Genomic DNA, 22555 nt, shown 5'->3' with positions numbered 1-22555 from the left:
GGCACGAATCGGCTCCTACCGGTCATAAGTATGAGAGAAACATCCATCCGTGTCGTGCTACGGTCGCTGAGGCGCTGGTCTTCCACGGTCTTCACGGCCGGACCGGGCGCCCTCTGTGATGACAGCGCTACGCGAGGAGGTGTTCGGGATGAGTCCCGATCGAAGTCCTTGCAGCGCTCTCCTCGGCTGACCGCCACCGTCACCGACGGGCCGTTCCTTCTCCGCGTGTGTACGCCCGCGGCCCCGCGCTGCCCCCGTACGTGTGCTCGTCCCTCTTCGCCACCCCTTCCGCGTGACCCGGCACCCCGGTCCGGCCCGCGTCCCCCATGCCCACCGGTGTGCCCCGCGGCCTGACGTGCCGCCCCGCGCCGACCCATGACCACTCCACGTGACCGCTCGGCTCCGCGCTGCCCGGACACCGTGGAGGGAGGAAATCGTCATGACCATGCTCACCCCCCGCTCCCCCTCGAAGCTCGCACCCCCGGGCCGGGGCCGGCGCGAGCGCAAGGCCGCCGAACTCCAGGCCCGCACCCGGATCGCCGGCGAGCGGCTCGCCGAGCTCAGCGCCCGCCCCGGCCCCCAGGTCCTGCAGGACCTGTCCGCCACCCGCAACGGCCTCACGCACACCGAGGCCTCGCTGCGCCTGGAGCGCGGCGGCGCGAACGTGATCGCCCAGGAGCGCGCCCCCCGCTGGTGGCTCCAGCTCGCCAAGGCGTACTGGAACCCCTTCATCGGGGTCCTGGTCTTCCTGGCCGCCGTCATGTACTGGCAGGACCCGTCCGACCCCGGTGTCGTCATCCTCTCGGTGATGGTCGGGATCAGCGGACTGCTGCGCTTCTGGCAGGAGTTCCGCTCGGGCCGGGCCGCCGACGCGCTGAAGAAGCTCGTCACCACCACGTGCGCGGTGCAGCGCCGGGCCGGCAGCGGTTCCGGCCCGACCACCTTCGAGATCCCGATGGACCAGGTGGTCCCGGGCGACGTGGTCAAGCTGGCCGCCGGCGACCTGATCCCGGCCGACCTGCGGCTCATCACGTCCAAGGACCTGATGGTCAGCCAGGCCGCCCTGTCCGGCGAGTCCCTGCCGGTCGCCAAGGCCGACACCCGGACCGAAGACCTCGGGCAGTTCGAGACCACCGACCCGGTCGAGGCCGACAACCTCTGCCTGATGGGCACCTCGGTGACCTCGGGCACCGCCACCGCGGTCGTCGTCGCCACCGGCGCCGACACCTACTTCGGCTCCATGGCCGGCTCGCTGGTCGGCGAGCGTCCGCAGACCAACTTCGACACCGGCGTGCGCAAGGTCAGCTTCCTGCTGATCCGCTTCATGCTGGTGATGGTCCCCGTCGTCTTCATGATCAACGGGTTCACCAAGGGCGACTGGAACGCCGCCTTCCTCCTCGGGATCGCCGTGGCGGTGGGCCTGACGCCCGAGATGCTGCCGATGGTGGTCTCCGCGAACCTGGCGCGCGGCGCCGTCGCCATGGCCAAGCGCAAGGTCGTCGTCAAGCGGCTCAACGCGATCCAGAACCTGGGCGCGATGGACGTGCTCTGCACGGACAAGACCGGCACCCTCACCGAGGACCGGATCGTCCTGGACCGCTACCTGGACGTGCACGGCAACGAGGACACCGAGGTCCTGGAGTACGGCTACCTCAACTCGCACTTCCAGACGGGCCTGAAGAACCTCATGGACCAGGCGGTCATCGACCGCGTGGGCGAGGCCGAGGAGGTTGTCGTCGATGCTCGGTTCTCGATGGTCGACGAGATCCCCTTCGACTTCGCCCGGCGCCGGATGTCCGTGGTCCTGAACCGCAACAGCATCGTGGGCGGCCTCGGCCGCGCCGAGCACATCATGATCACCAAGGGTGCGGTCGAGGAGGTCCTCGACCTCTGCACCCACATGACGGACCGCGGCCGGAAGGTCGAGCTGACCGCGCAGCTGCGGTGGCACGCCACCCGCATCGCCGAGGACAACAACCGCCAGGGCCTGCGCGTCCTCGCCGTGGCCACGCGCACGGTCGCCGCTCCCCGTGACACCTACAGCGTCGCGGACGAGGACCAGCTGACCCTGGTCGGCTTCCTCGCCTTCCTCGACCCGCCGAAGGCCGACGCCGCCGCCGCCCTGCAGGGCCTCGCCGACAAGGGCATCGCGGTCAAGGTCGTCACCGGCGACAACGAGCTGGTGGCGGCCCGGGTCTGCTCCGACGTCGGCATCGACGTCGGCCACGTGGTCTCGGGCGGCGAGCTCGACGCCCTGGACGACCCGGAGCTGCGCGTGCTGGCCGCCCGTACGACGGTCTTCGCCAAGGTCAACCCGGTCCAGAAGGCCCGTATCGTCCGGGCCCTGCAGGCCGACGGCCACACGGTCGGCTTCCTCGGGGACGGCATCAACGACGCCGCCGCGCTGCGCGACGCGGACGTCGGCATCTCGGTCGACACCGCCGTCGACATCGCCAAGGAGTCGGCGGACATCATCCTGCTGGAGAAGGACCTGACCGTCCTGGAGCAGGGCGTGATCCAGGGCCGGACCACCTTCGGCAACACCATCAAGTACATCAAGATGACGGCCAGCTCGAACTTCGGCAACGTCTTCTCCGTGCTGGTGGCGAGCGCGTTCATCCCGTTCCAGCCCATGCTGGCGATCATGCTGCTGGTGCAGAACCTGGTCTACGACATCGCGCAGCTGGCCACGCCGTGGGACCGGATGGACGAGGAGTACCTGCGCAAGCCCCGCAACTGGGACGCCAAGGGCATCGGCCGGTTCATGGTCTGCATCGGCCCCATCAGCTCGATCTTCGACATCGCGATGTTCGTGATCATGTGGAACGTGTTCGCCGCCAACAGCGAGGCGAGCCAGGCGCTCTTCCAGTCCGGCTGGTTCATCGAGGGCCTGCTCTCGCAGACCCTGATCGTCCACATGATCCGTACCCGCAAGATCCCCTTCATCCAGTCGCGGGCGTCCTGGCCGGTGATGGTGATGACCGTCCTCGCGGTCCTGACCGGGCTCTACCTGCCCTTCTCGCCGCTGGCCGAGTCGCTGGGCTTCGTGGCCCTGCCGGCGAGCTACTTCCCGTGGCTGATCGGCGTCCTGCTCGCGTACTGCACCCTCACGCAGCTGCTGAAGACCGTGTACATCCGCAAGTTCAACAGCTGGCTGTAAGAACCCGGCGCGGCACACCGCGCCGGGAGCCGCGCGGGACGAGAAGCCCGCGCGGGACGAGGAGAAGGGAGGGGGCCGATGCGTCTCACCGAATGGGAGATGGCCGGGCACCTGGCCGCGGCGCTCGGGTTCGGGGCCGCCATCGGCCTGGAACGGCAGTGGCGGGCCCGGATGGCGGGCCTGCGGACCAACGCCCTGGTGGCGGGCGGCGCCGCGCTCTTCGTGCTGCTCTCGCAGTACGGGTTCCTGCGCGAGGTCTCGGAGGTCCAGTACGACGGCTCGCGGGTCGCCGCCCAGATCGTCTCGGGGATCGGCTTCCTCGGCGCCGGCGTGATCATGCGCGACGGGATGAGCGTGCGGGGCCTGAACACCGCCGCCACCCTGTGGTGTTCGGCGGCCGTGGGCTGCCTCGCCGGCACGGGGATGTTCGTCCTGGCGGCCTTCGGCACGGCGGGCGTGGTGGGAGCCAACCTCCTGCTGCGCCCGCTGGGCCGGCGCATGGACCGCGAGCCGGGCGGCGGGGCCGAGGTCGCCACCGACCTGCACTTCGAGGCCGTGTGCCTGGAGGCGGAGGAGGCCCACATCCGCCACCGGCTGGTCGACGCGCTCGGCCGGCCGGGCTACCAGCTGCGCTCGATCCGCAGCCAGGACGGCCCGGAGGCCGGCCTGGTGACGGTGTCCGCGCTGCTGACCGCCGAGGGCGAAGGGGGCCGGATGCTCGAGGAAGCCGTCAGCAACCTCTCTCTCGACCCCTCCGTCTCGGCGGTCAGCTGGTCGGTGGTGCCCGACCCGTCCGCCGCCGCTACTTGAGGGTGGCGGAGGTCAGGCCGGCCTGGATCTGCCGCTGGAAGGACAGGTAGACCACCAGCATGGGGATCATCGCGATGGTCACGCCGGCGAACAGCACCGGCAGGTCCGTCTCGTAGCCCATCTGGTACTGCAGCTGGATCAGGCCCTGGGTGAGCATGTAGCGCTCGGGGTCCGATCCCGTCTGCGGCTGCATCAGCACGGACGGCAGGATGTACTGGTTCCACTGCCCCAGGACATTGAATATCCCGACGCTGATCAGGCCGGGCTTGGCCATCGGCATCATCACCTGGAAGAAGATCCGGGTGTGCGAGGCCCCGTCGATGACCGCCGCCTCGTGCACGGCCGTCGGCAGCGTCCTGAAGAACGAGTGCATGAAGAAGACGGTGAACGGCATCGAGTACGCCACGTACACCAGGATCAGCCCCTGGTACGTGTTGAGCATGTCCAGCCGCTTCACCATGAAGAACAGCGGGACGAGCGCCAGGAAGACGGGGAACATGGCCCCGCTGACGAAGAAGTAGTAGATCGCCCGGTTGCCCCAGAAGGGGTAGCGGGCCAGGACGTACGCGGCCATCGAGCCGAGCAGCATGGTCAGCGGGACCGAGAACACCATCACGATCAGCGTGTTGGCGAAGTAGCTCCCGATCCCCTTGTTCCAGGCGCGGGGGAAGGCGTCGAAGTGCCAGTTGGCCGGCCAGCTCAGGGCCGATTCGCCGATCTGCACGTCGGTCTTGAACGAACCGAGCACCAGCCAGATCAGCGGCAGGATGATCAATATCCCCCACACGGCGAGGAAGCCGTGCGAGAAGACGTTGAGGACCATGCCGTCGGAGCCGTTCTTGCTCTTCCCGCGGGGCTGGCCGGCGCCGGCGGAGCGCTTCTTGGCCGCCGCCTCGCCCGGTGCTTTGACAACTGTGGTCATCGTGGTTCTTCTCCCGCTAGAACTCGACGTGCTCGCGGCGAGTGGCCCGCAGCGTGATGGCGGAGAGGATCAGGGTGAGGACGAGCATCACGACCCCCATGGCGCAGGCGTAGCCGGCCTTGCCGAAGTAGAGGAAGTTCCGCATCAGCACCGTCGCCATGACCTCGCTGTGATGGTCCGGTCCGCCGCCGAACTGGCCCGAGGTCATGGTCGACACGAGGACGAACATGTCCATCGCGGCGATGCCCAGATAGACCGCGGAAGTCTGCACAGAATCCCACAGCAGGGGCAGCGTGACCTTGAAGAAGGTCTGGGCGCGCCCCGCGCCGTCGAGCAGTGCGGCCTCGTAGATGTCCTTGGGGACCGACTGCATGGCGGCCGAGAACAGGACGAGGTAGAAGCCGACCCCGTGCCAGACGACGACGAGCAGCAGGCACCAGAGGACGAACTTGGGCTCGTTGAGCCATTCGACCGGGTGGGCCGGGTCGACCAGGCCCAGTTTGGTGAGGAAACCGTTCAGCAGCCCTCCCTCGTCGCTGCGGTACACGGCTCCGAAGAGCACCGCGAGGATGGCGAGGGAGAGGACCTGCGGGAAGAAGTAGATCACCTTGTAAAGGGCGGAGCCCGCGACTCCCTGGACGCCGCCCGCACCGCCGCGCCCGCCGGCGTTCAGCATGAAGGCGAAGAACAGGGAGATCAGGATGGTGACCGTCGGGACGAACACCAGGAGCAGCAGGTTGTGCAGCAGGGCGCCGCGGAAGACCTCGTCCTTCAGCAGGGTCGAGTAGTTCTCCAGACCGACGAAGTCGAAAGTCGGTGACTGACCCGTCCAGTTGGTGAAGGAGTAGCCGAACGTCTGGATGTACGGCCAGATGACAAAGGTCAGGTACAGCGCGACGGGCAGGATGAGGAAGCCGGCGATGAAGCCGCCCCGCCCTTTGCTGTGTGCTACGTGGCTCATGGTGTCCGTCCCTGGTGGTTCCGGGTGACCGGTGGACGCGGTTGTCAGCTGCGCTTGTTGTTCTTGGCGTTCGGGTCCTTGGTGGCCTTGTCTACCGCAGCCTGGGCCCGCTTGATCCATTCCTTGGGCTGGATGCGCTTGGCCATCAGCTCATTGGACGCGTTCTCCAGCTCCGTGCCCATCTCGCTGTACCAGTCCGCGTAGCGGTAGTTGAACGTATTATCGCCCGCCGCCTTGAGTGCGGCGACGGCCGACTGCGTGCCGGGGCGGAGCTTGACCGACGGGTCCACGCCGTCCTTGAGGACGGTGAGGGAGTTGGCCTGCTGGGCGAAGAGGGTCGACCACTCGCGGGAGAGCATCGAGCGGAGGAACTCCAGGCCGCCGGCCTTGTTGGCGGCCTTCTCCGGAACGATGAAGGGCTCGCCGGCGCCGGCGCGGATGGCCTCGAAGGGCAGCTTGCTGTCGGGCAGCACCGGCATCGGCAGGAACTGCATGTCGAAGTCTTCCGGGGTCTGCTTGAGCTGCTCGTTCTCGAGCCAGGAGCCGGAGGTGATGAAGGCGGCCTTGTACTGGTTCCACTGGGTCTGGGACTCGGTGTGCGTCAGGCCGTTGGTGCCCGGCATCAGCAGGTCCTTCTCGACGATCTCGTAGACCGCCTCGACCGCCTCGAGCGCCACCGGGTTGTCCGCGAAGGCGTTGGGCTCCAGGTTGTCGATCGCCTTCATGGCGTCCAGGCCGCCCTTCTTGGCGATCAGGTCCATGATGGCGACGTTGATGTAGTACGGGTACTTGCCCTGGTGGGCGAGGCCGCCGATGCCGGCTTCCTTGGCCTTCTTGCAGATCTCCATGAACTCGGGCCAGGTCTTCGGAGGGGTCCAGCCCTTCTCCTTGAAGAGCTTGCCGGAGTACCACAGGCCGTAGACGGTGTAGACGTACTGCAGTGCGACGAACTTGCCGCCGATCATGCCGCCCTCGACGGTGCCGGGCATCAGCGTGTCCCGGACCTTCTTCGACGGGTCGTCGAGCGACGGGGCGTCGAGCACCACGGTGAGGTCGGCGAGCTGGTCGCCCTTGGCGAGCACGTCCAGCTTGATCTGCTGGGCGCCGGAGTCGTCGACGACGTCCGGCGGGTTGCCGCCGTTGAAGCGCGGCTGCAGCTTGGAGGTGATCTCCTGGGTGGAGAGGTGGGAGGAAGTGGTGCCCCACTTCTTGTCGAACGCGGCCTCCCAGGCCTTGGCGTAGTCGTCGCCGTAGCCGCCCTTGAAGACGACCACGTCGAGCTTGCCGCCCTTGGCGACGCCGAACGGGTTCTCCTTGGTCGCGGCCACCTTGGACTCGTTGCCCTTGGTCGTCTCGTCGGAGCCGGAGGCGCAAGCCGACAGGAAGCTCATCGTCGGTACGGCGATCAGGCCGAGTGCCGCGGAGCGCTTGATCAGGTCCCGGCGGCCGAGGCCCTCACCGTTGCTGTTCTCGCCGTGGGCGGAGGTGGATCCCATGCTCAAGTCCTCGCCTTCGTCAGGAGTGTGAAGGAGGAAGGAAAGTGCGACTGCTGCCGCGCATGCGGACATCACCGCAGGTCCCCGCCGTCCCCCCGCCCGGGGCCGCTCGTTTCGCGGTGATCCGGACGGGCACAGGTATAGTCCACTTCCGCTCCTGTGAGCAAGATCATGTGCAGGTCTGAGCCCCGGCTTTTCCGAGTTGAGACCTCACCGTCACCTGACCTGGCCCGTCGGAGCCGCCCGCCGAAACGGAAGGACCGTACCTCCTTAACGGAGGTACGGCCCTTTGGTGCTGATATGTGCTTAGCCGCGGATGAGGTTGCGGAGCACGTACTGCATGATGCCGCCGTTGCGGTAGTAGTCCGCCTCACCCGGGGTGTCGATGCGGACGACCGCGTCGAACTCCACGCCCGTCTCGGTGGTCACCTTGACGGTGCGCGGGGTGGTGCCGTTGTTCAGCTCCTCCACACCGGTGAAGGCGAAGGTCTCCTCGCCGGTGAGGCCCAGGGAGGCCGCCGTGGCGCCCTCGGGGAACTGCAGGGGCAGGACGCCCATGCCGATCAGGTTCGAGCGGTGGATGCGCTCGTAGGACTCGGCGATGACGGCCTTGACGCCGAGCAGCGCGGTGCCCTTGGCCGCCCAGTCGCGGGACGAGCCCGAGCCGTACTCCTTGCCCGCCAGGATGACCAGCGGGATGCCGGCGGCCTGGTAGTTCTGCGAGGCGTCGTAGATGAAGGAGACCGGCGCGCCGTCGACGGTGAAGTCGCGGGTGAAGCCGCCCTCGGTGCCCGCCGCGATCTGGTTGCGGAGGCGGATGTTGGCGAACGTACCGCGGATCATGACCTCGTGGTTGCCGCGGCGGGAACCGTACGAGTTGAAGTCGCGGCGCTCGACGCCGTGCTCCGTGAGGTACTTGCCGGCCGGGGTGTCGGCCTTGATCGCACCGGCCGGGGAGATGTGGTCGGTGGTGACCGAGTCGCCCAGCTTCGCCAGCACGCGGGCGCCGGCGATGTCGGAGACCGGCGTGGTCTCCATCGTCATGCCCTCGAAGTAAGGGGGCTTGCGGACGTAGGTGGACTGCGGGTCCCACTCGAAGGTGTTGCCGGTCGGGATCGACAGCGCCTGCCACTGGGCGTCGCCCGCGAAGACGTCCTGGTAGGACTTGCTGAACATGTCCTCGCCGATGGCGTTCGCCACGACGTCGTTGACCTCGGCCTCGGAGGGCCAGATGTCCGCGAGGAAGACCGGCTTGCCCTCGGTGTCGGTGCCCAGGGCGTCCTTGGTGATGTCCACCTTCATGGAGCCCGCGATGGCGTACGCGACGACCAGCGGCGGGGAGGCCAGGTAGTTCATCTTGACGTCGGGGTTGATGCGGCCTTCGAAGTTGCGGTTGCCCGAGAGCACCGAGGTGACCGCGAGGTCGGCCTCGTTGATCGCCTTCGAGATCTCCTCGTCCAGCGGACCGGAGTTGCCGATGCAGGTGGTGCAGCCGTACCCGACGAGGTTGAAGCCCATCTTGTCGAGGTACGGGGTCAGGCCGGCCTTGTCGAAGTAGTCGGTGACGACCTTCGAGCCCGGGGCCAGGGTGGTCTTGACCCAGGGCTTGCGGGTCAGGCCCTTCTCGGACGCCTTCTTCGCCACGAGCGCCGCGGCGACCATGACGTAGGGGTTCGAGGTGTTGGTGCAGGAGGTGATCGCGGCGACGGTGACGGCGCCGTGGTCGATCTCGAAGGAGGTGCCGTCGGCCAGGGTCACCAGGGTGGGCTTGGTGGGCACACCGTTGGAGGACGCCGGGGCGTCGGACGCCGGGAAGGACTCCTTGCCGGCCTCCTCGTCGTCGCTGACGTAGTTGCGCACGTCCACGGTGAACTGCTCGGCGGCGTTGGCGAGGACGATGCGGTCCTGCGGGCGCTTCGGGCCGGCGATGGAGGGGACGACCGTGGAGAGGTCGAGCTCCAGCTTCTCGGAGAAGTCCGGCTCGGCGGCCGGGTCCAGCCACAGGCCCTGCTCCTTGGCGTACGCCTCGACGAGCGCGACCTGCTGGGCGTCGCGGCCGGTCAGGCGCAGGTACTTCAGGGTCTCGCCGTCGATCGGGAAGATCGCGGCGGTGGAACCGAACTCCGGCGACATGTTGCCGATGGTGGCGCGGTTGGCCAGCGAGGTGGCGGCGACGCCCTCACCGTAGAACTCGACGAACTTGCCGACGACACCGTGCTTGCGCAGCATCTCGGTGATGGTCAGCACGAGGTCGGTGGCGGTGGTGCCGGCCGGCAGCTCGCCGGTCAGCTTGAAGCCGACGACGCGCGGGATCAGCATGGAGACCGGCTGGCCGAGCATCGCGGCCTCGGCCTCGATGCCGCCGACGCCCCAGCCCAGCACGCCCAGGCCGTTGACCATGGTGGTGTGCGAGTCGGTGCCGACGAGGGTGTCGGGGTACGCCTGGCCGTTACGGACCATGACCGTGCGGGCCAGGTGCTCGATGTTGACCTGGTGGACGATGCCGGTGCCCGGGGGGACGACCTTGAAGTCGTCGAAGGCGGTCTGGCCCCAGCGCAGGAACTGGTAGCGCTCCTTGTTGCGGCCGTACTCCAGCTCGACGTTCTGCGCGAAGGCGTCCTTCGTACCGAACTTGTCGGCGATGACCGAGTGGTCGATGACCATCTCGGCGGGCGAGAGCGGGTTGATCTTCGCCGGGTCGCCGCCGAGGGCCTTGACGGCCTCGCGCATGGTGGCGAGGTCCACCACGCAGGGGACGCCGGTGAAGTCCTGCATGATCACGCGGGCCGGCGTGAACTGGATCTCCTCGCTGGGCTGGGCCTGCGAGTCCCAGTTACCGAGCGACCGGATGTGGTCGGCGGTGATGTTCGCGCCGTCCTCGGTACGGAGCAGGTTCTCCAGCAGGACCTTCAGGCTGTAGGGAAGGCGGGCGGAGCCCTCGACCTTGTCCAGCTTGAAGATCTCGTACGACTCGTCGCCCACCTGCAGCGTGCTGCGGGCGTCGAAGCTGTTCGCCGACACGACAGTCTCCTTCATGCATGAATTCGCGCGTATTACCGCAATCCTGCCGCGAGGCACTCTGGCCAATCCGCTAAGGTGAGGCTAAGTTAGGTAACCCTTACCAGCGGGGCGGCTGCGGTGTGTCCGGGGCAGATATCTCGATGTCGAGATAACTCTAGTACATGCGAGGGGGCCGGGACGAGGTACGCACCCCCAGCCCCGTCGGTGCCGTCAGCCGACCAGGCGATTCCGCATGTCCGGATTCGATCAGCTTGACCAGGGTCGGGACGGCTGATCGGGCGATCCATTCCGGGTGGAAGGTGACGGTGGTCACGGAGGGTTCGTTCTCCGCGTACGGGCTCGGCGGCCGGGCGGTGCGCACCGCGCTGGACGGATACGCGTACGCCTGGCGGGTGACGGGGCACCAGGACGCCCGCAACGCGGTGGCCCACCCGCAGATCGTGGACCCGGCGGACCTGCGGCGCTTCGCGCAGCTGGGCGGCGCGGCGTGCATGCGGCTCCCGTGGGCGGCGCGGGACACCCGGACGATGGAGGCGCCGCTCCCCCACATCGGGCCCCGGCGGCACCGGTGGATGTACCCGGCGCGCAGCCCGGAGAAGGCGGGCGCGCGGCCTCGGCGCGGGTGGCCCGCGCCGCGGCGGCGGGCCCGCGCCCGGCCTCGTACGCGGCGGTCCACGGCGGCAAGGGCCGCCACCACGCCTGCGGGCACCGAGGCCGGCGGCGGCCGGTGCGGGGGCGCGGCGCTCCCGCACCGGCCGGCGGGCCGCCGGGCCGGGATCCCGGGCGCGGCGGCTCAGCCCGCGAGGCCGTGGCGCGCGGCCCAGGCCGTGACGGCTGCCGCGATCTCCTCGGGCCGGTCCTCCGGACACAGATGGGCGGCGGCGCCGCAGTACGCGCTCTCCAGGGCCGAGACGTTCCGCGCGCACCAGTCGGCCTCCTCCGGGCCGATCATCAAGGTGGGCGAGCCGTCGAAGGTGAGCAGCAGCTTGGGCACCTCGGGACTGTCGGACAGCCAGGCGTCATACGCCTCCACCCGGGCGACGACGTCGGCCGGCTCGCCGTCGAGCGGCATGGAGCGGGCCCACCGGAGCAGCGGCAGCCGGCTCTCGGGGGTGGGGTAGGGGGCGGCGTAGACGGCGTGGTCGGCCGCGGCGAGCGGGCCGGTCAGGATCGTCCGGGCGAGGCCGTCCTCGATGAAGAGGTTCTGTTCGAGGACCATCTCCTCCCCCACCACCGGCGTGCGCAGCGCCTCGAAGCGGGAGCGGGCGGCGGGCGGGAACTGCGCCCAGCTCATCGGCCGCAGGATCGTCTCCATGAAGGCCAGGCCCCGGACCCGCCCGGAGCGGCGGGCCGCCCGGTCGAAGGCCAGCGCGCCGCCCCAGTCCTGGCCGACGAGGACGGCCTCCTCGAGGCCGAGGGCGTCGAACCAGGCGTCGAGGTAGCGGGCGTGGTCGGCGAAGCGGTGGTCACCGGCGGGCTTGCCCGAGCGGCCCATGCCGATGAGGTCGGGGGCGAGGACGCGGACCCCGCCTCCGATCCGGGGCAGCACGCCCCGCCACAGGTGGGAGGAGGCCGGGTTGCCGTGCAGGAAGACGAAGGGGACGCCGCCCGCGCCGGCGCCGAGCTCCTCGTAGTACATCGTCGAGTCGAGTACGTCGATCGTGGGCATGACCCCTCCAGTTCGTTCGTGGCACAAACGTTTGCGGCACGAACGAATTTAGATCGTTAGTGGCACCAACGCAAGGGGTACGATCCCGCCATGACCACGGAAGACGACGCCGGCGACCGGACCGCGCTCCCGGCGCGACTGCGGGACATGCCCAGCCGACTGCTCTCGCAGGCCTCGGCACACGCCCAACGCCTCGTAGCCGAGGGACTGAGCGGGGCAGATGCCCGCAAATGGCACTATGCGGCCCTGGTCGCGCTGGACGAGTTCGGGCCGGCGAGCCAGGCGAACCTGAGCGGCCGCACCGGCATCCACCGCAGCGACCTGGTCGCCGTCATCAACGAACTCGCCGAGCGCGAACTGGTCGAGCGGACCCCGGATCCCGCCGACCGGCGGCGCAACGTGGTCACCCTGACCCCCCTCGGCCGGCGCCGGCTGCGCCGGCTGGAGCAGCTGCTCGCCGCCGCACAGGAGGAGTTGTTGTCCCCTTTGTCCACCTCCGAGCGGGAGCAGCTCACCCGGCTGCTCGGCCGGCTCGTCGCGCACCACGCGCCGTCCGGCCCCACCATGGGAGCTGACGGTCGGTAACACCCGTTTGGCGCACCCCGCGCGAGCGGAATCTCATATCTGAGATACGGTGCAGTCATGGCAGACGACTACCTCGTACGCATCGGCAAGCTCATCCGTGACGCCCGGCAGCATCGCGGCTGGACGCAGAGTCAGCTCGCGGACGCCCTCGGCACCAGCCAGAGCGCCGTGAACCGGATCGAGCGCGGCAACCAGAACATCAGCCTTGAGATGATCGCGCGCATCGGGGAAGCCCTCGACAGCGAAATCGTCTCTCTGGGCTACGCCGGCCCGATGCACCTGCGCGTGGTCGGCGGCCGTCGCCTGTCGGGTGCGATCGACGTCAAGACGAGCAAGAACGCGTGCGTGGCCCTGCTGTGCGCCTCCCTGCTCAACAAGGGCCGTACGGTGCTGCGGCGGGTGGCCCGCATCGAGGAGGTCTACCGCCTCCTGGAGGTCCTGAACTCCATCGGCGTCCGCAGCCGCTGGATCAACGACGGCATCGACCTGGAGCTCGTACCGCCGGCCCGCCTCGACATGGACGCCATGGACGCGGACGCGGCCCGCCGGACCCGGAGCATCATCATGTTCCTGGGCCCGCTGCTCCACCGGATGGACCACTTCAAGCTGCCCTACGCGGGCGGCTGCGACCTCGGCACCCGCACCATCGAGCCGCACATGATCGCCCTGCGCCGCTTCGGTCTGGACATCACCGCGACCGAGGGCATCTACCACGCCCAGGTCGAGGCCGGGGTCTCCCCGGACCGCCCGATCGTGCTGACCGAGCGCGGGGACACCGTCACCGAGAACGCGCTGCTGGCCGCCGCCCGGCACGACGGGACCACGGTCATCCGCAACGCCTCGTCCAACTACATGGTCCAGGACCTGTGCTTCTTCCTGGAGGCGCTCGGCGTCCGGGTGGACGGCGTCGGCACCACCACCCTCACGGTCCACGGCGTCCCGAACATCGACGTGGACGTCGACTACTCCCCCTCCGAGGACCCGGTCGAGGCGATGAGCCTGCTGGCCGCGGCCGTGGTCACCGAGTCCGAGCTCACCATCCGCCGGGTCCCGATCGAGTTCATGGAGATCGAGCTCGCGGTCCTGGAGGAGATGGGCCTGGACCACGACCGCTCGGCGGAGTACACCGCCGACAACGGGCGCACCCGGCTGGTGGACCTCACCGTCCGCCCGTCGAAGCTCGAAGCGCCGATCGACAAGATCCACCCGATGCCCTTCCCCGGGCTGAACATCGACAACGTCCCCTTCTTCGCGGCCATCGCCGCGGCGGCGCAGGGCCAGACCCTGATCCACGACTGGGTGTACGACAACCGGGCCATCTACCTGACGGACCTGAACCGGCTCGGCGGCCGCCTGCAACTCCTGGACCCGCACCGCGTCCTGGTCGAGGGCCCCACCCGCTGGCGCGCCGCGGAGATGATGTGCCCGCCGGCCCTGCGCCCGGCGGTGGTCGTCCTCCTGGCGATGATGGCGGCCGATGGCACCTCGGTCCTGCGCAACGTCTACGTCATCAACCGCGGCTACGAGGAACTGGCGGAACGCCTCAACTCGGTGGGCGCCCAGATCGAGATCTTCCGCGACATCTAAGTACGCCGCGCCGGGTCAGGACGGGTTCCCGTCCTCCTGGGCCGCCTGTGGGCCGTCGCCGGTGTCTCCGCCCCCGCGGAGGACCCCGTCGGCGGCCCTTCGCGCTCGCGCCGGGCCGTTGGGCATGGGCCAAGGCGTGCATGCCGCGCTCGCGCGACGGGGTGAACCGCTCCCCCGGCTCGCGGGGCGGGATGACGCCTGCCGTGACCAACGCGGGGACCGCGGTCACCCACGCACCCCCTCACATGGTGCGGCTCGGCGTCTCCGTGCTATTCCTCTGCCAGGTGTGCGCTGCGCTCCGCCCTGCGCAGTGACCTGCCGAGCCGGGAGCGCGTACGTGAGGAGAGACATGGCCAAGATGCCGCCGAGGGTTGTGCCGCCGCAGCCGACGCAGATTTCGTCATGGCAGCAGGCCGAGCTCAACGCGGCTCAGTGGATGCGACGTTGGGGCTATACCGATGCCACCGCGCGCCCCGGAGGCCCAGACGCCGGCATCGATGTCCGCGCTCGCCGCGCACTGGGGCAGGTCAAGTACCAAGCCGCTCAGGTCGGGCGCCCGGAATTGCAACGATTCGTGGGGGCGCGCCCTTACGGATCGACCGCACAGCTGATCTTCTTCACCGGCAGCGATTACACGGCCACCGCCGTGGCCTACGCCCGGGAGTGGAGCATCGCGCTCTTCACGTATCGGCTGGACGGCACGATGACGCCGGTCAACGACACGGCACGCCGCATCCACAGCTCGTCCGCATCCACCGCGCCCCCAGCGACCCGGAACCCCGAACCACCCCGCGCCCAGACGTTCTGGCAGCGGAACCGGCGCGTGGTCGCGGGTGTTTCCCTCCTCATCGCACCGCTGGGATCGATCGGAGACGGAAAGACCTACACCGGCCCGCTCGCCCTGGACGTCCTGAAGTTCATCGGCATCTTCGTGGCGTTCTGGTCCCTCGGCGCGTTCCTCATAGCCACCCGCTTCGGCTACCGCGTCTCCTTTCCGCTCCGGCCCTTTCAGGCGCCCCTCGTTCGCCGGCCGGGGGACGGACCCAGCGACACCAAGCGTCCGTAAGGACGGTGGGCACCCGATCCGGCGCTTCGCCGGCAGATCACGGACACCGCCCCATCGGTGATCGACGAGGGCACGGCGCTCCGGCCTCCCCAGGACGGGTGGGGCGGCGTCACCGCAGGGCCGGCGCGCCGACGTGGTTCAGCCCGGGTAGTTGGCGCGCCAGGGCTCGTAGTACGGGTTGTCCTCGCACCGGTCCATGATCTCGGTCTTCTTCACCTTGTCCACCGGACAGACGGCCACGATGAACGAGCGGGCGATGCCACCCGGGAAGGCCACCTCCACCTGGGACGCGTACTTGTGCGTGTCGCCGATGGTCTGGTTGACGTCCACTCCGCCCGGGGCGTCGATGTAGTAGTTCCACCCGCTCTTCCAGGACTTGTACAGGTCATGGTCGTAGGTCGTGGAGACGTACGGGGACGCCTGGTTGGCCAGGACGTAGCTCTCGATGTCGTACTGGCCGTTCACCGTGTCCTTGGGGAGGAAGCCCTCCTCGAAAACCACCGACGGCGGGCGGCCGTCCGAACGGTAGAGCTGCCTGCAGTTGATCCGCCAGGACGGGGACGGGGTGATGCGGTCGGTCTCGACGCGCTCGTCGGCGGCGGCGAAGAGGTGGTCCTGCACCCGGGGGCACGAGTTCGCGGGCGCCGCCGCCCGGAGGGGGGAAGCGGAGGCGGAGACGGAGACCGGTGGCAGCAGGGCGGCGGCGAGGGCGGTCGCGAGGACGACGACGCGCCGGCGCAGGGCGGAGGTGATCATGGCCCCACCCTCGCGTCCTCGCGGCGCACCCCGGGGGACCCTCACTCAAAGGTGAGCGTGTCGCCGTTCTGCTCCCGACTGCGCTTGTCTGCGGTGCAGTTGGCGGCGGAACGATCCTGCGCCTCGGCCCCCGCGGATGTGCCGGAGTCCCCACGGATCCGGCGTCCGGCCAGGGGCGCGGGCGGGGAGCCGTGGTCGGAAAGTCGCGCACCTCGGCGAAAGGGCCCCACACCGGCACATGTACGCCTATGCTGCGGCGGTTCCACGCGTGCGATCTGGGGGGTTCATTCATGTTCAACCGTCGGGGCGTTGCCATAGCGGCTGCCGTGGGAACCGCCGTGCTGCTCGTCGCCGGATGCGAGGGCGATCCGGCCGCGCCGGAGGGGAAGGACTCCGGGAAGCCGGGCGCCGCGCCCTCGCCGACCGCGACCGCGTCCGCGGGGGCCTCGATGCCCGCGCTCATCGGAAAGAAGTACGCCGAGGCCGAGGCCCTCGTCCAGCAGGTGACCACCAAGCCCGTCGAGGCGCGCAGCGCCTACGGCGACGTGCCGCTCGCCGCCGGCCACACCCAATGGGCGGTCTGCTTCCAGACTCCGGCGGCGGCCAGTCCCCTGGCACCCGACACCGCCGTCGAGCTCTCGCTCACGGCGCCGGGGACCCCGTGCCCCGCGCAGGCCGGCGCCGCCCTGCGTCCCGGCGCGACACCGAGCCCCGCCAAGACACCGGCCTCCTCCAAGGCCCCGGTCCCGGCGCCCTCCTCGGCGCCGGTCAATCCGAAGCCGAAGTCCAGCCCGACTCCGGCCCCCGGGCCCAAGGACGTCACGTACAAGAACTGCACCGAGGCCAAGGCCGCGGGAGTCACCCCCATCCACCGCGGCCAGCCCGGCTACGCCCCGCACCTCGACCGGGACAACGACGGCATCGCCTGCGACAAATAGCCGGGCGGGGAATCGGCGCGCGAAGGCGGGCCCGGCCGGCGGTATTCGGCGGTATTCGGCCGGATCCCGCCGCGACCCCTCGCCGGGGGCCGCGCCCGCCGGGACAATCCATCCGCCAGCACAGTTCTTCGGGGGCGGAGCCATGACAGCAACGGAATCAGCACGGCCGGGCAAGCGGACGAGTACGAGTACGGACACGGGCACGGGTCTCGGTACGGAGGCGCCCCGGCTCGCGGGCGTCCCGCTGCTCGGCTCCCTCCTCGACCTGACGTCGGACTCGCTCGGCACGTACCTGCGGGCGCGCGGCGAGCACGGCGACGTCGTCCGGATCACGGCCGGCCCGCCGGGGCTGCGCGCCGAACTGCACTGCGTGTTCTCGGCGGAGGGGGTCCAGCAGGTACTGGCCACGCAGGCGGCCAATTTCCGCAAGGACAACGCCGTGTACCAGGAGGTCCGGGACTCCCTCGGCAACGGCCTGCTGACCAGCCAGGACGAGGACTACCTGCGCCAGCGGCGGCTGGTCCAGCCGCTGTTCACCAAGCGCCGGGTGGACGGGTACGCGGGGGCCGTCGCCGCCGAGACCGCCTCGACCCTCGCCGGCTGGGAGCAGGCCCCGGACGGCATCGTCGACGTCTCCGACGCGATGATGGAGCTGGCCCTGCGCGCGGTCGCCCGGATCCTCTTCGGCACCGACGTGGAGACCACCGTCGACGTCGTGGACCGCTGCTTTCCGGTCATCACGCAGTACGTGCTGCGCCGCGGCTACTCCCCCGTGAACGTCCCCCGCAGCTGGCCCACTCCGGCCAACAGGCGGGCGGCGGCGGCGCTGGACGAGCTGTACGGGGTCTGCGACGAGATCATCGCCCGGCGGCGGCGCGGCCTGGCCGCCGCGGGAGCCACCCCCGACCCCGTCACCGACCCCGCCACCGACCCCGGGGCCGCCCCGGGCGAGGACCTGCTGTCGCTGCTCGCGGCCGCCACCAGCGCGGACGACGCGGAGTTCGACGACACCGAGTTGCGCGAGCAAGTGCTGATCTTCCTGCTCGCCGGGCACGAGACCACCGCCACCTCGCTCTCCTTCGCCCTCCACCTCCTGGCACGCCACCCCGGACTCCAGGACCGGGCCCGCGCCGAGGTCGCCGCCGTCCTGGGCGGCCGTACGCCCGGGGCCGCCGACCTCGACCGCCTCCCGTACCTCACGCAGGTGCTCAAGGAGGCCATGCGGCTCTATCCGGCCGCCCCCGTCATGGGCCGGCGCTCCGTCGACGCGGCCGTGATCGACGGCCATGCCGTCCCGGCGGGCGCCGACGTGATCCTCGCGCCCTGGGTGACCCACCGCCACCCCCGCTACTGGCCGGACCCGGAGCGCTTCGACCCCGACCGGTTCACCCCGGAGGCGGAGGCGGCCCGTCCGCGCTACGCCTGGTTCCCCTTCGGCGGCGGGCCGCGCGCCTGCATCGGACAGCACTTCTCGATGCTGGAGTCGGTGATCGCCCTCGCGATGATCCTGCGGGAGTACGCGTTCGAGGCCGTGGACACCGAGATCGCGGTCAGCGCCGGGATCACCCTGACCACGACGGGTCCGGCGCGCTGCCGGATCCGCCGCGTGGACGCCCAGCGGCACCTGGACGAGCCGGGACGGTAAACCGGTCAGCCCGTCGGCCGGTCGGCGGCGGCGGCGGCCGCCCGTCCGCGGCCGCCGCGGTCCTAGCCGCCCATCGGGACGTGGTTGCCGCGGAGGCGTTCGAGGTCCGAGGGCCTGACCTGGATGACGATGAGGGCGATCAGGGCCGCGATCAGGGCGAAGACGGCCGCCACCACGAAGGCCGTGGTCACGCCCGTGGCCAGGATCTGGTCGGCCCAGGGCTTGGGCAGCTCCTTCGTCCGCGCGAAGTAGGCCTTCTGCTCGGGGGTGGAGGTGCGCAGGAAGGACCCGGCCTGCTCCCTGGCCTCGTTGCGGCTGGCCGTGCCGAAGACCGTGACCAGGATGGACAGGCCCAGCGAACCGCCCACCTGCTGCATCGTGTTGAGCAGCCCGGAGGCCGCGCCCGACTCGCGATCGGGGACGTTGGAGAGGGCCATCAGGGTCAGGGAGACGAACTGCATGCCCATGCCCAGGCTGAACAGGAGCATCGGTCCGAGGATGCTGCCGAGGTAGGTGGAGTCGACGTCGGTCTGCGTCAGCCAGGCCAGTCCGGACGCCGAGAACAGGGCGCCCGTCACCATGAACGGTTTCGGCCCGAACCTGGGCAGCAGTTGCGAGGTGATGCCGGCGCCGATCGCGATCACCACGCTGACCGGCAGGAAGGCGAGGCCGGCGAGGAGCGGGCTGAAGCCGAGGACGTTCTGCACGAAGAGCGTCAGGAAGAAGAACATGCCGAACATCGCGCACGCCAGGAACAGCATGATCCCGTACGTGCCGGCCCGGTTGCGGTCGGCGAACATGTGCAGCGGGGTGATCGGCTGGGGCGAGCGCCGCTCGTTCAGGACGAACAGGAACAGCAGGACCACGGCCGTGCCGAAGGAGGCCAGCGTGATCGGGTCGCGCCAGCCCTCCTGGGAGGCGCGGATGAATCCGTAGACGAGCGTGACCATGCCGACCGTGGAGAGCAGGGCCCCGGCGAAGTCGAAGTGTCCCGGGTGGCGGACGGATTCGCGGACGGCCCTGGGCGCGGCGAAGGCGATCAGCAGGGCGATCGGGACGTTGACGAAGAAGACCCAGCGCCAGTTGAGCCACTCCACGAGGATTCCCCCCGCGAGCAGCCCGATGGCGCCGCCGCCCGCGGAGACGGCGGCGAACACGCCGAACGCCCTGTTGCGTTCCGGGCCTTCGCGGAAGGTGGTGGTGATCAGCGCGAGCGCGGTCGGCGAGGCGATGGCGCCGCCGACGCCCTGAAGGGCGCGGGCGGCCAGCAACTGGCCTTCGTTCTGGGCCAGTCCGCCCAGGAGCGAGGCCAGGCCGAAGAGCAGGACGCCGAAGATGAAGACGCGCCGCCGGCCGAGGATGTCACCGGTGCGGCCGCCGAGCAGCAGCAGGCCGCCGAAGGTGAGGGTGTAGGCGTTGACGACCCAGGACAGGCTCTCCGTGGAGAAGCCGAGGGCGGTCTGGATGTGCGGCAGCGCGATGTTCACGATGGTGATGTCGAGAACGACCATGAGCTGACACGAGGCGATCACGAGCAGGGCGAGTCCGTGACCGTTGCCTTGGACCTTGCCGTCGGTCCCGGTGCTGGTGCTGCTCGGCGTAGCGTTCTGGTCCACCTTTTCGACGCTAAGCCCGCGTCCCAGGGGCCACCACTCGAACAGCCTAGGGCATGTGGCATGTGCCATGTGGTATTTCACATGACAGACTGCCCGGATGGATCGTATGGATGACTTCCTCAGGCTCTCCGCGAGCACCGCCCGGTTCACCTACGGCGCCCCGCGCGCCTTCGTCTTCGGCGACGAAGGCCGGCTCCTCTGGTTCCTCCGCTCCACGGGCCCCACCGACCCCCTCGACAGCCTCTGGGTCCTGGACACGGCCACCGGGACCGAGACCCTGCTCGCCGACCCCCGCGAGCTGTCCCCCGAGCCCGCGCCGCTGCCCGTGGCCGAGCGCCGGCTGCGCGAGCGGACCCGGCTCGTCGCCGCCGGGATCGGCACGTACGCGCTCTCCGGCGACGGCCTGCGCGCCGTGTTCGCGCTCTACGGACGGCTGTACGAGGTCACCTCCGAGGCGTCCCGCGACGCCGGGGCGGGCCGGTCGGCGCAGCCCGCGCAGCCGAAGGAGATCCCCGCCGCCGGGCCCGTCTTCGATCCCCGCCCGAACGCGGACGCCTCGTGCGTCGCCTACGTCGCCGACGACGTGCTGCACACCGCCCCCGGCGGCCGGATCAGCCCCGTCGACGGAGCCCGCTGGGGCGTCGCCGAGTTCGCCGCCGCCGAGGAGCTCGGCCGCTCGCGCGGGCACTGGTGGTCCCCCGACGGGCAGAGCCTGCTCGCCGCCCGCGTCGACGAATCCGGCCTCCAGCGGCGCTGGTTCGCCGACCCCGCGCACCCGGAGCTCCCGGCCGAGGACTTCGCGTACCCGGAGGCCGGCGGCCCCAACGCGGACGTGCAGCTCTGGGTATTCGCGACCGCCGGGGGCCGGGACGCGGCCGGGGACGGTGCCGCGGAACGGGCCGTACGCCTCGACTGGGACGCCGAGACCTACCCGTACGTCTCCGACGCCGGCTGGGAGTCGGCGTCCGAGATCCTGCTCACCGTGCAGGACCGGCTCCAGCGCAACGTCCTGCTGCTCTCCGCCGACCCGGCCACCGGACGCACCCGGGAGCTGTCCCGCACCACGCACCCCCAGTGGGTGGACCCGCTGCTCCCCGGCACCCCCGCGCGGCTCGCCGACGGGCGCATGCTCACCAGCGCCGACACCCCCGGCGGGGCCGCCCGGGCGCTCGCGCTGGACGGCGTGCTCCTCACCGGGGACGACCTCCAGGTCCGCCGGGTGGCCGGCACCCACGGGGACCGGCTGCTGATCGAGGCCGGCCGCCGCGACCCCTCCGAGCAGCAGGTGTTCCTGCTGGACCCGGACACCGGCGGGCTGAGCCCGCTCGCGGACGGGCCCGGGGTGCACTCCGTCCAGGCCTCCGCCGGAACCCTGCTGCTGACCTCCGCCGACGCCGACGGCATCCGGCGCGTCCTGCGGACGGCCGACGGGCGGGAGTTCACCCCCGGCGACCTGTCGCAGCCGCTGCCGTACCGGGTGGTCCCGCTGCTGGAGCGGGTCACCGAGCACGCGGTCCCCACCGCCCTCGTCCTGCCGCGCGGCCACGTCCCCGGCACCCGGCTGCCCGTACTGCTGGACAGCTACGGCGGCCCCGGGATGCAGGACGTCAGCGCCGAGCCGCGCCGCTGGCAGCACCGCCAGTGGTGGGCCGACCAGGGCTTCGCCGTGATCACCATCGACAACCGCGGCACCGCGTACGCCTCGCCGCACCACACCCACGCCATGTACCGCGGCTTCTCCGACGTCACCCTCGACGACCAGGTCGCCGCCCTGGCGGCGCTCGGCGAGCGGCACGCCGACCTCGACCTGACCCGGGTCGGCATCCGCGGCTGGTCCTACGGCGGCTACCTTTCGGCGCTCGCCGTGCTGCGCCGCCCGGACGTCTTCCACGCGGCCGCGGCGGGGGCCGCGCCGACCGACTTCCGCCACTACGACACGGCGTACACCGAGCGGTACCTGGGCCTGCCCGCGGACCACCCCGAGGTGTACGAACGCGACTGCCTGGTCTCCGACGCGGCGGCGCTGAGCCGGCCGCTGCTGCTGGTCACGGGGCTGGCCGACGACAACGTCCACCCCTCGCACACCCTGCGGCTCTCGCAGGCCCTCTTCGACGCCGGGCGGCCGCACCAGCTGCTCGCGCTGCCGGGGGTCACGCACATGACCCCGGGCGGGGTGCGGGAGAAGATCATGGCACTGGAGCTGGAGTTCTTCCGCAAGGAGCTGGGCCTGGCCTGAGGCCCGACGCGGAAGGGCACGACACAGAAGGGGGGCGCGGGCGCGGGGTGGGGGGCGGGGGGGGCCCCGGCGCCCCCGGGCGGCCCC

At 70.4% G+C, this 22555-nt stretch carries 16 protein-coding genes; 8 read left to right on the top strand and 8 right to left on the bottom strand.

All coding sequences use genetic code 11. From position 1 onward, the window contains the following. Window positions 1–439: 439 nt before the first annotated feature. Window positions 440–3160 carry a magnesium-translocating P-type ATPase gene (gene mgtA / locus ACWF9Z_RS10785; protein ID WP_453600072.1) on the top strand — a complete coding sequence of 907 codons (2721 nt, stop codon included), beginning with the start codon at window positions 440–442 and terminating at the stop codon, window positions 3158–3160. A 78-nt stretch (window positions 3161–3238) separates the two neighbouring features. Then, complete coding sequence (locus ACWF9Z_RS10780) at window positions 3239–3970, top strand: MgtC/SapB family protein (protein WP_453600069.1); 732 nt, start codon at window positions 3239–3241, stop codon at window positions 3968–3970. Here the strand turns inward: ACWF9Z_RS10780 and ACWF9Z_RS10775 are convergent. The 6 genes from ACWF9Z_RS10775 to ACWF9Z_RS10750 all read right to left on the bottom strand — a co-directional run bounded on the left by ACWF9Z_RS10775 (window position 3963) and on the right by ACWF9Z_RS10750 (window position 12039). Continuing rightward, window positions 3963–4892: a carbohydrate ABC transporter permease gene (locus ACWF9Z_RS10775; RefSeq protein ID WP_453600066.1), complete on the bottom strand. Its 930-nt coding sequence runs from the start codon at window positions 4890–4892 to the stop codon at window positions 3963–3965. The genes ACWF9Z_RS10780 and ACWF9Z_RS10775 overlap by 8 nt on opposite strands. A 16-nt stretch (window positions 4893–4908) precedes the next feature. Beyond that, window positions 4909–5853: a carbohydrate ABC transporter permease gene (locus ACWF9Z_RS10770; protein ID WP_453600064.1), complete on the bottom strand. Its 945-nt coding sequence runs from the start codon at window positions 5851–5853 to the stop codon at window positions 4909–4911. A 44-nt stretch (window positions 5854–5897) separates the two neighbouring features. Continuing rightward, window positions 5898–7349 (bottom strand): N-acetylglucosamine/diacetylchitobiose ABC transporter substrate-binding protein, encoded by a 1452-nt coding sequence (gene ngcE, locus ACWF9Z_RS10765; protein ID WP_453600061.1) that lies wholly within the window; start codon window positions 7347–7349, stop codon window positions 5898–5900. A gap of 306 nt (window positions 7350–7655) precedes the next feature. Continuing rightward, on the bottom strand, window positions 7656–10370 hold the full coding sequence (gene acnA, locus ACWF9Z_RS10760) for an aconitate hydratase AcnA (RefSeq protein ID WP_453600058.1): 2715 nt from the start codon (window positions 10368–10370) through the stop codon (window positions 7656–7658). Between the two features lie 154 nt (window positions 10371–10524). After that, window positions 10525–11067 (bottom strand): hypothetical protein, encoded by a 543-nt coding sequence (locus ACWF9Z_RS10755; RefSeq protein ID WP_453600055.1) that lies wholly within the window; start codon window positions 11065–11067, stop codon window positions 10525–10527. A 96-nt stretch (window positions 11068–11163) separates the two neighbouring features. Beyond that, window positions 11164–12039 carry a haloalkane dehalogenase gene (locus tag ACWF9Z_RS10750; RefSeq protein ID WP_453600053.1) on the bottom strand — a complete coding sequence of 292 codons (876 nt, stop codon included), beginning with the start codon at window positions 12037–12039 and terminating at the stop codon, window positions 11164–11166. 90 nt (window positions 12040–12129) lie between these two features. On the opposite strand from ACWF9Z_RS10750, the gene ACWF9Z_RS10745 reads away from it, so the two are divergent. The 3 genes from ACWF9Z_RS10745 (at window position 12130) to ACWF9Z_RS10735 (ending at window position 15277) form a co-directional block, all read left to right on the top strand. Beyond that, complete coding sequence (locus ACWF9Z_RS10745; protein ID WP_453600050.1) at window positions 12130–12624, top strand: MarR family winged helix-turn-helix transcriptional regulator; 495 nt, start codon at window positions 12130–12132, stop codon at window positions 12622–12624. A 57-nt stretch (window positions 12625–12681) separates the two neighbouring features. Continuing rightward, complete coding sequence (locus ACWF9Z_RS10740) at window positions 12682–14211, top strand: helix-turn-helix domain-containing protein (protein ID WP_453600048.1); 1530 nt, start codon at window positions 12682–12684, stop codon at window positions 14209–14211. Between the two features lie 349 nt (window positions 14212–14560). After that, a complete protein-coding gene (locus ACWF9Z_RS10735) occupies window positions 14561–15277 on the top strand; it encodes a restriction endonuclease (RefSeq protein WP_453600045.1) in 717 nt (238 codons plus the stop codon). 138 nt (window positions 15278–15415) lie between these two features. Here ACWF9Z_RS10735 and ACWF9Z_RS10730 read toward each other — a convergent pair whose 3' ends face one another. Next, window positions 15416–16033, bottom strand: a complete 618-nt coding sequence (locus ACWF9Z_RS10730; protein ID WP_453600042.1) for an ADP-ribosyltransferase — start codon at window positions 16031–16033, stop codon at window positions 15416–15418. Between the two features lie 326 nt (window positions 16034–16359). On the opposite strand from ACWF9Z_RS10730, the gene ACWF9Z_RS10725 reads away from it, so the two are divergent. Together ACWF9Z_RS10725 and ACWF9Z_RS10720 are read left to right on the top strand one after the other, a co-directional pair. Then, window positions 16360–16971, top strand: coding sequence for an excalibur calcium-binding domain-containing protein (locus tag ACWF9Z_RS10725; protein ID WP_453600040.1), 612 nt, complete (start codon window positions 16360–16362; stop codon window positions 16969–16971). A gap of 142 nt (window positions 16972–17113) precedes the next feature. Then, window positions 17114–18616, top strand: a complete 1503-nt coding sequence (locus ACWF9Z_RS10720; protein ID WP_453600037.1) for a cytochrome P450 — start codon at window positions 17114–17116, stop codon at window positions 18614–18616. A 62-nt stretch (window positions 18617–18678) separates the two neighbouring features. Here the strand turns inward: ACWF9Z_RS10720 and ACWF9Z_RS10715 are convergent, their stop codons facing one another. Beyond that, window positions 18679–20232 carry an MFS transporter gene (locus ACWF9Z_RS10715; protein WP_453600034.1) on the bottom strand — a complete coding sequence of 518 codons (1554 nt, stop codon included), beginning with the start codon at window positions 20230–20232 and terminating at the stop codon, window positions 18679–18681. Window positions 20233–20329: 97 nt separating this feature from the next. On the opposite strand from ACWF9Z_RS10715, the gene ACWF9Z_RS10710 reads away from it, so the two are divergent. Next, entirely contained in the window at window positions 20330–22468 is a 2139-nt protein-coding gene (locus ACWF9Z_RS10710) for an alpha/beta fold hydrolase (protein ID WP_453600031.1), read from the top strand. The last annotated feature ends 87 nt before the right edge of the window (window positions 22469–22555 follow it).

The sequence above is a fragment of the Streptomyces sp. NPDC054961 genome, from assembly GCF_053609145.1.
The sequence above is the reverse complement of the archived record's forward strand: the minus strand, read 5'-3'. Positions and strand labels throughout refer to the sequence as shown.

Coding starts and splice junctions, on each gene's coding strand:
- ACWF9Z_RS10735 (WP_453600045.1), top strand. CDS start 14,561: ATGGCCAAGATGCCGCCGAGGGTTGTGCCGCCGCAGCCGACGCAGATT.
- ACWF9Z_RS10775 (WP_453600066.1), bottom strand. CDS start 4,892: ATGACCACAGTTGTCAAAGCACCGGGCGAGGCGGCGGCCAAGAAGCGC.
- ngcE (WP_453600061.1), bottom strand. CDS start 7,349: ATGGGATCCACCTCCGCCCACGGCGAGAACAGCAACGGTGAGGGCCTC.
- ACWF9Z_RS10710 (WP_453600031.1), top strand. CDS start 20,330: ATGGATCGTATGGATGACTTCCTCAGGCTCTCCGCGAGCACCGCCCGG.
- mgtA (WP_453600072.1), top strand. CDS start 440: ATGACCATGCTCACCCCCCGCTCCCCCTCGAAGCTCGCACCCCCGGGC.
- ACWF9Z_RS10780 (WP_453600069.1), top strand. CDS start 3,239: ATGCGTCTCACCGAATGGGAGATGGCCGGGCACCTGGCCGCGGCGCTC.
- ACWF9Z_RS10770 (WP_453600064.1), bottom strand. CDS start 5,853: ATGAGCCACGTAGCACACAGCAAAGGGCGGGGCGGCTTCATCGCCGGC.
- ACWF9Z_RS10750 (WP_453600053.1), bottom strand. CDS start 12,039: ATGCCCACGATCGACGTACTCGACTCGACGATGTACTACGAGGAGCTC.
- ACWF9Z_RS10740 (WP_453600048.1), top strand. CDS start 12,682: ATGGCAGACGACTACCTCGTACGCATCGGCAAGCTCATCCGTGACGCC.
- ACWF9Z_RS10720 (WP_453600037.1), top strand. CDS start 17,114: ATGACAGCAACGGAATCAGCACGGCCGGGCAAGCGGACGAGTACGAGT.
- ACWF9Z_RS10730 (WP_453600042.1), bottom strand. CDS start 16,033: ATGATCACCTCCGCCCTGCGCCGGCGCGTCGTCGTCCTCGCGACCGCC.
- ACWF9Z_RS10745 (WP_453600050.1), top strand. CDS start 12,130: ATGACCACGGAAGACGACGCCGGCGACCGGACCGCGCTCCCGGCGCGA.